The sequence below is a fragment of the Rhodoblastus sp. genome (assembly GCF_052145335.1).
Lineage (GTDB): Bacteria > Pseudomonadota > Alphaproteobacteria > Rhizobiales > Beijerinckiaceae > Rhodoblastus.
Genome location: NZ_JBKQOU010000133.1, coordinates 1 through 11,099 on the forward strand (window position 1 = coordinate 1; position 11,099 = coordinate 11,099).

The following is an 11,099-nucleotide window of genomic DNA, read 5'->3' on the forward strand; positions in this document are numbered from 1 at the left end:
GTTCTCGTCCCGAAAAAATCTCAACCCGCGCCATCAAATCGCTCGTCACGTCATTAATCACGGAATTAACGTCGTAACTTCAGCCAAAGCCCGGCAAACCCAAAGGCACCGTCACCGGACGCTTACCCGACCGTTCCACCCTACCCCGATTCGCCATGGTGCGTAAACTACATAATTGCCCAACCTTGGCAAGAACATTTAATGAACATGTTTTCCGGTTCGTTTTGCATCACGAAACGGTTTCGCGCCGCGAGATGGATCGTTAGGATAAAAACGAGAACGCCACCATTTGAGAACGCCAATGACCGCCTGGGTTTCTGCTTTTTCACGTCGAGCCAAAAATACTTTCGTCGCTTTTGGGTTTTTGGCTGCGCTCGCCGCTCTTCCCGCCCGTGCGGCCGAATGCGGTCACGACGCGGAAGGATTTGCAGATTTCTTGAGCAATATTCGACAAGAGGCCGTTACGGCCGGCGTATCGGAAAGCGCGATCGATGCGGGTCTCAATGGCGTCACTTACAACCGGTCGGTCATTTCACACGATCGCGGCCAGAAGGTTTTTCATCAATCATTCGAAGAATTTTCGGCTCGGATGGTCAATTCCTTCCGTCTCCACAAAGGGGCGAAACTTCTCAACCAGAACGCGGAGCTGTTTTCAAAAATCGAACAGCAATATGGTGTGCCCGGTCCGGTCCTCGTGGCCATCTGGGGCCTCGAAACGGATTTCGGCGCCTATATGGGCAATTTCCCGACCATCGAATCTCTGGCGACCCTCGCTTGGGATTGCAGGCGGTCCGCTGAGTTTCGAGGCGAATTGATCGACGCGCTCAAGCTCGTGCAGCGCGGAGACATCAATCCGCAAACCGCGCGCGGCGCATGGGCGGGCGAAATCGGGCAAACGCAGTTCATGCCTTCGTCCTATTTGAAATTCGCGGTGGATTTCGACGGCGACGGCACTCGCGATCTCATCCATGACAAAGCCGACGTCTTGGCTTCGACCGCGAACTTCCTCCAGCATTACGGTTGGCAAAGAGGCCAGCCATGGGGGGAGGGAACCGCGAATATGGAGGCCATACAAGCCTGGAACAAATCCGCGGTTTATTCTAAAACCATCGCCTATTTTGCGGAAAAACTCGCCGAAAACCATTGAAATAACCGAGGCGCCTGCCGCCGGTCGGCCCGTAGCCGCCCCAGTGACAAAAATGTCAAATTTTTGTCATGAACGATGGGATAACGAACACTGGCGGGTTCCGCAAACAGCTTCCACCGCGATCTCGTCCTCACCAGCCCCGCTCTTGAATGTAAGGAAAAGCGCCAGTGCTGAACCGCGCGCCGCCAACCGCTCTGGGCCGAGCTTTCGCCCCCAATCTCTTCGACCTTGCGGCGCTAGCGCTGGTAATCGGGGTCCTGGTCATAGTAACCTATGGCGCGCATCAGGCCAACGTGCCGTTGACGGTTCTCGATTCGACGCCGATCTCACTCGATCCCCGACATTTGCCCGAATATGCCTTGCGCACGACATTGAGAATGTTGGCGGCGATCGTCGCTTCGCTACTATTCACCTTTGTTTATGCAACCATCGCCGCCAAAAGCCGCCGGGCGGAAATGGTTCTCATTCCGGTGCTCGACATTCTTCAATCGGTGCCGATTCTCGGCTTTTTGACCTTTACCGTGGTCTTTTTCATGAATCTGTTCCCCGGCCGGGTGATTGGCGCGGAACTGGCTTCCGTCTTTGCTATTTTCACCAGCCAAGCCTGGAACATGACTTTTAGCATGTACCAGTCGCTTCGCAACGTGCCCAAGGATCTGGAAGAGGCGACGCAAAGCTTTCACCTGTCCTGGTGGCGGCGTTTCTGGCGTCTGGACGTGCCGTTCGCCATGCCTGGCCTGGTCTGGAACACGATGATGTCCATGTCAGGCGGCTGGTTCTTCGTCGTCGCGTCGGAAGCGAATACGGTTGGCGACACCACGGTTACCTTGCCGGGAGTTGGCGCGTATGTGGCGACCGCGATCAAGGAGCAGAACCTTCCGGCCGTGGGTTATGCTGTTCTCGCCATGCTCGTCGTGATCATCATATACGACCAGCTGCTGTTTCGCCCTATTGTGGCCTGGGCCGACAAATTCCGGTTCGAACAGACCGCCTCTGCGGAAGTGCCAACCTCCTGGCTACTCGATATTTTTCGTCAGACGCGATTTCTCAGAACACTGGCGACAGAATTATCCGGCGCCATCGAATCTACGACACGCATTCGTTTGCCACTTCCCGATTTTTCACGGATCAAATTTCCGATCATTGTGCCGAGCCGGGCGATCGATGCGGTTTGGATCGCCATCATTTTCTTCGGCGCCACTTCGCTCGGCTGGATGGTCGTCCAGTTTATCGCCTCGTCATTGAACTGGTCTGATGTTGAGACCGCCGTCATCGATGGACTGTACACGTTGATTCGTGTCACGATTCTGATCGCTCTGGCTTCTCTGATCTGGGTGCCTATCGGCGTTTGGATCGGCTTGCGGCCTTCGGTCGCTGAAAAAATCCAGCCGATTGCGCAATTCATGGCCGCCTTTCCGGCCAACATCCTTTTCCCGGCTGCCGTGGTCTTGATCGTCCATTATGGTCTCGACGCCAACATCTGGCTCAGTCCGCTAATGGTTCTGGGCACGCAATGGTATATTTTGTTCAACGTCATCGCCGGCGCCACCGCTTTTCCAGGCGATTTGAAGGAAGCGGCGAAGAGCTTTCATCTTTCTGGCTGGAAATGGTGGCGGTATGTCATCCTGCCGGGAATCTTTCCTTATTACATCACCGGAGCGATCACGGCTTCCGGCGGCTCATGGAACGCGGCTATCGTCGCGGAAGTCGCGAGCTGGGGCGATACGAAACTCAATGCGGTGGGGCTCGGTTCCTACATCGCCAAGGCTACTGAAGCCGGTGATTTCCAACGGGTTATTCTGGGCATCGCAGTCATGTCCATCTACGTCACGCTGTTCAATCGTTTGCTGTGGCGTCCCCTTTATGCTTTCGCCGAAAACCGCCTGCGCCTGGGTTGAGCAAAGGCTTTGGAGATTGTCATGCTCGATGTCGTCAACACCAACGCCGATGCGGCGCTAATCGACCTGAAAAACGTGAACCGAAGCTTCGCCAAAGCCAATGGCGACGAACTGGTGGTTTTGGAAAAGGTCGATCTCACCATCAAGGCGGGCGAGATCGTCGGTTTGCTCGGGCGTTCCGGCTCGGGAAAATCAACGCTCTTGCGTATTATCGCGGGTCTGGTCAAACCCACCTCCGGCGCCGTCTCCTGCCGCGGCGAAGCCATTGACGGACCCCCGCGTGGCATAGCCATGGTTTTCCAATCCTTCGCGCTCTTCCCCTGGCTGACGGTGCTGGAGAATGTGGAGCTCGGCCTTGACGCTCTCGGCGTCGCCAAACCGGAGCAACGCAAACGCGCCCTCGCCGCGATCGATTTGATCGGCCTCGATGGTTTCGAGTCGGCCTATCCCAAGGAATTGTCTGGCGGCATGCGCCAGCGCGTCGGCTTCGCCCGCGCTCTCGTCGTCCATCCCGATCTGTTGTTGATGGACGAGCCGTTTTCGGCTTTGGACGTTCTCACCGCCGAAACCTTGCGCACCGATATCATCGACCTATGGGTGGAAGGCCGTCTCCCGATGAAGTCCGTGCTGATGGTCACGCACAATATCGAAGAGGCGGTGCTGATGTGCGACCGAATCCTCGTGTTTTCTTCAAATCCCGGTCGCATCGCCGCAGAAATCAAGGTCGATCTCCAACATCCGCGCAAGCGTCTGGACCCGCCATTCCGGCAATTGGTCGACAGCATCTATGCGCGCATGACGCAAAGGGCCGAGCCACGTTCTTCGAGCATCGAGGGTATTCCTGGCACGGGCGTCGGAATGGTGCTGCATCCCGTTTCCACCAACATTCTCTCCGGCCTGATCGAAGCCGTGGCCGCGGCGCCGTTCAACGGTCGCGCGGACTTGCCAGTTCTGGCCGATCGACTGAACATGGAGGCTGACGAGCTGTTCCACTTGGCCGAAGCCTTGCAGCTCCTGCGCTTCGGCATGTTGACGGAGGGTGACTTCCTCCTCTCCGACGCCGGTCGGGCCTTTGCCGATCTCGACACGGATGCGCGCAAAAAGCTGTTTTCACAACATCTCATCAATTACGTGCCGATCATCAGCCTGATTCGGCGCGTCCTCGACGACCGTCCGAACCATTCGGCGCCCGCCGCGCGTTTCCGCAATGAACTCGAAGATTACATGTCGGAAGATTATGCCGAAGAGACTTTGGAAACCGTGATCTCCTGGGCGCGTTACGCCGAACTTTTCGCCTATGACGAAAAAGCGGAAATGTTCAGCCTCGAAAACCCGAATTAAACGCTAGCCGCTAACTCTCAGGAGTCAGCGGCTTTTTTCAGGGCATAGAGCGCATCCAACGCCGCGCGCGGCGTCATTTCGTCAGGATTCAGCGCATCAAGAGCGGTGCGAAGCGGGTCGCCTTTCGCCGGCGCGGCGGACTGCGATTCCAAGATGGCGAAAAGCGGCAGGTCGGCGACGAGCCGCGCGACCGGCGCGCGACGATCCGTTTGCTCCAGTTCGGCCAGAATATGACGGGCTCGTTCGACCACTTTCGCCGGCAGTCCCGCAAGGCGCGCTACTTGCACGCCATAGGAACGATCGGCGGCGCCTTTCGCCACTTCATGCAAAAAAACGACTTCGCCATTCCAATCCGTCACGCGCATGCAGAGATTGGCGAGGCGCGGCAGGCGCTGCCCCAAATGGGTCAATTCGTGAAAATGAGTGGCGAAAAGCGCCCGGGCGCGATTGGCTTCATGCAGATGTTCCATGACCGCCCAAGCGATCGAAAGCCCATCATAGGTCGCTGTGCCGCGCCCGATCTCGTCAAGGATGACCAAGGATTTTTCGCTGGCCTGATTAAGGATTGCAGCCGTTTCGACCATTTCGACCATGAAAGTCGACCGTCCGCGCGCCAGATCGTCCGACGCGCCAACACGCGAAAAAAGCCGATCGACCACGCCAATATGCGCCTTCGTCGCAGGGACAAAGGATCCTATCTGCGCAAGCACCGCGATCAAGGCGTTCTGGCGCAGAAAAGTTGATTTGCCGGCCATGTTCGGTCCGGTGACGACGGCGATCCTGCCGCCCGATTCGGAACAATTCTTGCCGATCTTTCCGGTCAGATCGCAATCGTTGGGCACAAAGGGCTCTCCGCGCGAACGCAAAGCCTCTTCGACAACGGGATGTCGTCCGCCGACGATCTCGAAATCGAGGCTGTCATCGACCTTGGGACGGACCCAGTTCGCGTCCGCGGCGATTTCAGCGAGCGCGGCGAGAACATCCACCGCCGCGAGAGCCTTGGCCACGGCTTCTATTTCCACCGCGCGGCCTTGCGATTGCGCGGCTAATTCATCGAATACGGTCCGCTCCAAAGCCAGCGCTTCGTCGCCGGCATTGGCGATCCTTCCCGCCAGTTCGGCCAGTTCCGACGTCGAGAAGCGCATGGCGCCGGCCATGGTCTGCCGGTGAATGAATGTGGCGTTGAAGGGCGGCCGCAGCAGCCGCTCGCCTTGCACCTGCGAAACTTCGATGAAATAGCCGAGGAAATTATTGTGCTTGATCTTGAGTTGACGCGTCTCCGCAAGCTCGCAGTAACGTCCCTGCAAAGCCGCCACGATGCGACGGCTTTCATCACGCAGGGCTCGGATTTCATCCAGCCGCGGATCAAAAGCCGCACGGATGTAATTTCCGTCGCGTCGATCGAGCGGCAATTCGTCGGCCAGAGCGGCTCCAAGATTTTGCGGCAGGGTCAGATCGACGCCTGCTTGAAAGGCCGCCGCCTTAGCGAGAAGGTAGGGCGGATTCTTCGCCTGCAATTGGAAGCCGCACGCGCGCGCCGCCATGAGCCCGTCGCGCAGAGCAGCGAGGTCGCGCGGACCGCCCCGTTCCAATGCGAGACGCCCCAAGGCTCGCATCATGTCCGGAACGCCCTTTAGACTTTGCCTAATATCCTTTCGTAGCAGCGGATCCTCGATAAAAAATGCGACGGCATCCTGCCGGGCCACGATTTTCGCGCAATCGCGCAAAGGCGCGGCCAGCCAATCCGCCAAGAGCCGGGCGCCGGCAGGCGTTGCCGTGCGATCCAGAACCGATACGAGCGAGCCGCTACGCTGGCCTGAAAGCGTGCGCACCAGTTCAAGATTAGCGCGAGTCGCGGCGTCGATTTCAAGGCTCTCACTATTTTGCGCTCGACTGGGACGCGACAAACGAGGGCGTGAAGAAAATTGCGTCCGCTCGACGTAGGCGACGGCAAGGCTGGCGGCATTGATTTCGGCGCGGGTTAGTGGACCGAAGCCTTCGAGCGTCGCTACGCCATAAAACTCCAGCAGCCGACGTTCCGAGATGGCGCCCTCGCCTGTCGCTCGCCCCAAAGGCGCAACCGGCGCGCCCGTGTCGCGCAAAAGCCGTTGAAGGGCTTCATCGGCAAGCAAAGCATCGTTGGCGACGATTTCGCGCGGCTCCAACCGCGCCAGTAAGGCGGCGAGGCCTAGAAAGTCCGTCTCAAAGACTTCGAAGGCGCCGGTGGATATATCGACCGCCGCCAAACCAAAAAGCCAACTGGTTTCACTCAAGCGCTGGCGGGAAAGCGCGACGAAAAGATTAGCGCGACCAGGCTCTAACAGTCGTTCTTCCGTCAAGGTTCCCGGTGTGACCAGTCGAACGACATCGCGGCGGACCACCGATTTTGCCCCGCGTTTTCTTGCTTCGGCGGGGTCTTCCATCTGTTCGCAGACGGCGACGCGATGACCGGCCGCGATCAACCTTTGCAGATAGTCATCCGACCTCTCGATGGGAACACCACACATGGGAATGTCTTGGCCGAGATGTTTTCCGCGTTTAGTAAGGACAATGCCAAGGGTGCGCGAAGCGATTTCGGCGTCTTCGAAAAAAAGTTCATAGAAATCGCCCATCCTGTAAAAAAGAAGGCACAGGGGATTGGCGGTCTTGATCTCAAGATATTGCGCCATCATCGGTGTGACGCGATCACTCAAGTCCGGCTTTTGCTTTTCCAATTCTTTCCCTTTCGACGGGACGGGGCTCTCTTTTTCAGCCACGTTCGCGTCGTCAGATCCGGCCTGCTCCGCACTCGCCTCCGCTCCCGACGTATTGATCCGAATGCAAGGCCGGTCCATGTCGCTCATCGTTTCCTCAATACTCAATTTGAGAGCAAAGCTAGCAAAGCTAAGCCTGCTCCGCATCCCGGTTCGCTCAATCCCGACGGTTTTTCCAACGCCATTCGGATAAGACGGGCGCACCAATCAAAAAAATTGCGATTATCGAAAGGATTGCTTGTGAATCGTCGCCCGGCGCGCATAAGTTCGCCGCTCCGTCCGAGCCGAACAGAGATTAACATTCATGCCCGACACCAAACCGAGCCGCGGCAAGCGGCCGACATTCACGGATCAGGAAGCGCTGCAATTCCATTCCCGGGGAAGACCCGGCAAATTCCAGATCACGCCGACCAAACCGATGGCGACACAGCGCGATCTTTCGCTGGCTTATTCGCCAGGGGTCGCCGTGCCGGTTCTCGCCATCGCTGAAGATCCCTCGAAGGCCTACGACTACACGGTCAAAGGCAATCTCGTCGCGGTAATCACCAACGGCACCGCTATTTTGGGCCTGGGCAATCTCGGAGCGCTGGCCTCCAAACCGGTGATGGAGGGCAAATCCGTCCTGTTCAAGCGTTTCGCCGACGTCGATTCCATCGATCTCGAGGTGGGGACTGAAGACCCGGACGAGTTCATCAACGCCGTTCGTTTTCTGGGGCCGACCTTCGGCGGGATCAATCTCGAAGACATCAAGGCGCCGGAATGTTTTATCATTGAGGAGCGTTTGCGCGAATTGATGGACATTCCGGTCTTTCACGATGACCAGCACGGCACCGCCATAATCGCCGCCGCCGGCATGATCAATGCGATACATCTCACCGGCCGCGATATTCGGAAGACAAAACTCGTCTGCAATGGCGCCGGAGCCGCTGGCATAGCCTGCCTCGATCTGATCAAGGCCATCGGCTTCGCGCCCGAAAACGTCACCCTCTGCGATACCAAAGGCGTTGTTTATCGAGGCCGCACCTCAGGCATGAACCAGTGGAAGTCGGCCCACGCTGTCATCACCGACAAGCGCACGCTCGCCGAAGCCATGGTCGACGCCGATATTTTCTTTGGCCTTTCCGCGAAGGGCGCTTTGACTCAGTCCATGGTCAAGTCCATGGCCGCAAACCCGATCATCTTCGCCATGGCCAATCCCGATCCCGAAATCACGCCGGAGGACGTTCACGCCGTGCGCCCCGACGCCATCGTCGCGACCGGCCGATCTGATTATCCCAACCAGGTCAATAATGTCCTCGGCTTTCCTTACATATTTCGTGGCGCGCTCGATGTACGCGCCAAGACGATCAATATGGAGATGAAAATTGCCGCGGTGAACGCCCTCGCCCAACTTGCGCGCGAGGACGTCCCGGATGACGTCGCCCGCGCCTATCAGGGCGAACGCCCGCGATTTGGCCGTGATTATCTCATTCCGGTGCCCTTTGACCCGCGGCTCATTTCCATCGTGCCGCCCGCCATCGCACAGGCCGCCATGGATACGGGTGTGGCGCGCAAACCGATCATCGATATGGGGGCCTATCGCGCCGAGCTTTCGGCGCGGCGCGATCCTGTCGCTGGACTGATGCAATCGATCATGGACCGGGTGAAGCGCAATCCCAAACGCGTGGTTTTCGCGGAAGGTGAAGAAGAGCAGGTCATTCGCGCCGCCATCACCTTCGTTGGCCAGGGATTGGGATCGGCGATTCTGGTAGGGCGAGAAGAGCGCGTGGCCGAGGTGGCCGAGCGCGCCGGCCTCGAACTCGACGAAAAGCTCATCGAAATCCAAAACGCACGGATTTCCCAGCGCACCGCCGCCTATTCGCAAATGCTTTACGAACGCTTGCAGCGCAAGGGCTTCCTTGTTCGCGACTGTCAGCGCATCATCAATAACGACCGCAATCATTATGCTGCGGCCATGGTCGCCACCGGCGACGCCGACGCCATGGTGACAGGCGTCACCCGCAACTTTTCGATCACGCTCGAAGAAGTTCAACGGGTGATCGATCCAAAGCCCGGCCATCGGCTGATTGGAGTCTCACTGATTTTGGCGCGAGGTCGCCCGATCATCGTCGCCGATACGGCGATTACCGAAATGCCCGAGGCCGACGATCTTGCTGACATAGCTATAGAAGCCGCTGGCTTCGCCCGCCGCCTCGGCTATGAGCCGCGGGTCGCACTACTGGCTTTTTCAAATTTCGGCCACCCGCCAGGTGAACGTTCAACCCGCGTAAAAGAAGCCGTTCGCCTTCTCGACGAACGCCATGTCGATTTCGAATATGATGGCGAAATGGCCGCCGACGTGGCGCTCAACAAGGAGGCCATGGCGCTCTATCCTTTCTGCCGCCTGACCGACACCGCCAATGTCCTGATAATGCCGGCTTTTCACGCAGCTTCGATTTCGACCAAAATGCTTCTCGAACTTGGCGGTGCGACGGTCATAGGACCGATGCTCGTAGGTTTCGACAAATCGGTGCAAGTGGTCCAGCTTGGCAGCAAGGATTCCGACATCGTCAATATGGCCGCGCTCGCGGCTTTCAACGCTGAGGCGTGATTTTTCATGTGATTCCGGCGCTTTGAGCGACGGGGTTGCGCGCAGCGCAGGCGCGCCTATAGTCGCGCCGCTTTTTTCTCGCGGATCATTGGCTCCATGACGAAACCCGACAAAGATATCAAACGTGTCGTCCTCGCTTATTCTGGCGGCCTGGACACTTCCATCATCCTCAAATGGCTGCAAACGACTTATGGCTGCGAGGTCGTAACCTTCACCGCCGACCTCGGTCAGGGCGAGGAATTGGAGCCGGCCCGGAAGAAGGCGGAAATGCTGGGTATCAAGCCTGAAAATATTTTCATCGAGGATCTGCGCGAGGAATTCGTTCGCGATTACGTCTTTCCGATGTTTCGCGCCAACGCCCAATATGAGGGGCTTTACCTTCTCGGCACTTCGATCGCGCGCCCGCTGATTTCAAAACGCCAGATCGAAATCGCACGCAAGGTTGGAGCTGATGCCGTCTGTCACGGCGCGACGGGCAAGGGCAACGACCAAGTCCGGTTCGAGCTTTCCTATTACGCTTTGGAGCCCGATATCAAGGTCATCGCTCCTTGGCGCGAATGGGATCTGGCCTCCCGCACGGCCTTGATCGAATTCGCCGAAAAACATCAGATTCCGATTGCCAAGGACAAACGCGGGGAATCGCCCTTCTCGACCGACGCCAATCTTCTGCACACCTCTTCCGAAGGCAAAGTTCTAGAAGATCCGGCGCAGGAAACGCCTGATTATGTCTATTCGCGCACGGTCGATCCCGAGCGGGCGCCCGACAAGCCGACTTACATCTCCATCGACTTCGAAAAGGGCGATCCGATCGCCATTGACGGTGAAAAGCTTTCCCCAGCGATGCTGCTGACCAGACTTAACGAACTTGGCGGGGAAAACGGCGTCGGCCGGCTTGATCTGGTCGAAAACCGCTTCGTCGGCATGAAGTCGCGCGGCATGTATGAAACGCCCGGGGGCACGATCCTTTATTTCGGCCATCGTGGCATCGAGTCGATCACCCTCGACCGGGGCGCCGCTCACCTCAAGGATGAGCTCATGCCCAAATATGCCGAGCTCATCTACAACGGCTTCTGGTTCTCGCCTGAACGCGAATTGTTGCAAGGCCTGATCGACAAGAGCCAGGAAAAAGTATCGGGACGGGTTCGGGTGAAGCTCTACAAAGGCAATGTGGCAGTGGTGGGTCGTGAAAGTCCCTACTCGCTTTACGATCAGGAACTGGTGACCTTCGAGGAAGGGGCCGTTGCATATGATCATCGGGACGCAGCCGGCTTCATCAAGCTTAACGCCCTTCGTTTGCGCACTCTGGCGAAACGCGAGCGCAAGCTTTCGAAAATCTGACGCGGATATCGGCGTCGCCGAAGCTCTCGCGC

At 57.8% G+C, this 11,099-nt stretch carries 6 protein-coding genes; 5 read left to right on the forward strand and 1 reads right to left on the reverse strand.

Annotation, left to right across the window (positions count from 1 at the left end; translation table 11 throughout):
• The first annotated feature begins 301 nt into the window (after nucleotides 1-301).
• The 3 genes from ACLP2E_RS09365 (at nucleotide 302) to ACLP2E_RS09375 (ending at nucleotide 4,386) form a co-directional block, all read left to right on the forward strand.
• Complete coding sequence (locus tag ACLP2E_RS09365) at nucleotides 302-1,147, forward strand: lytic murein transglycosylase (protein WP_442463543.1); 846 nt, start codon at nucleotides 302-304, stop codon at nucleotides 1,145-1,147.
• Between the two features lie 167 nt (nucleotides 1,148-1,314).
• Nucleotides 1,315-3,045 (forward strand): ABC transporter permease, encoded by a 1,731-nt coding sequence (locus tag ACLP2E_RS09370; protein ID WP_442465749.1) that lies wholly within the window; start codon nucleotides 1,315-1,317, stop codon nucleotides 3,043-3,045.
• 21 nt (nucleotides 3,046-3,066) lie between these two features.
• Nucleotides 3,067-4,386 carry an ABC transporter ATP-binding protein gene (locus tag ACLP2E_RS09375; protein ID WP_442463545.1) on the forward strand — a complete coding sequence of 440 codons (1,320 nt, stop codon included), beginning with the start codon at nucleotides 3,067-3,069 and terminating at the stop codon, nucleotides 4,384-4,386.
• A gap of 17 nt (nucleotides 4,387-4,403) precedes the next feature.
• Here the strand turns inward: ACLP2E_RS09375 and mutS are convergent, their stop codons facing one another.
• The gene (gene mutS / locus ACLP2E_RS09380) at nucleotides 4,404-7,058 is read right to left on the reverse strand and encodes a DNA mismatch repair protein MutS (RefSeq protein WP_442463548.1); all 2,655 of its coding nucleotides are present in this window, start codon (nucleotides 7,056-7,058) and stop codon (nucleotides 4,404-4,406) included.
• Between the two features lie 385 nt (nucleotides 7,059-7,443).
• On the opposite strand from mutS, the gene ACLP2E_RS09385 reads away from it, so the two are divergent.
• Together ACLP2E_RS09385 and ACLP2E_RS09390 are read left to right on the forward strand one after the other, a co-directional pair.
• A complete protein-coding gene (locus ACLP2E_RS09385) occupies nucleotides 7,444-9,729 on the forward strand; it encodes an NADP-dependent malic enzyme (RefSeq protein WP_442463546.1) in 2,286 nt (761 codons plus the stop codon).
• A 96-nt stretch (nucleotides 9,730-9,825) separates the two neighbouring features.
• On the forward strand, nucleotides 9,826-11,067 hold the full coding sequence (locus tag ACLP2E_RS09390) for an argininosuccinate synthase (protein WP_442465750.1): 1,242 nt from the start codon (nucleotides 9,826-9,828) through the stop codon (nucleotides 11,065-11,067).
• Nucleotides 11,068-11,099 lie beyond the last annotated feature (32 nt).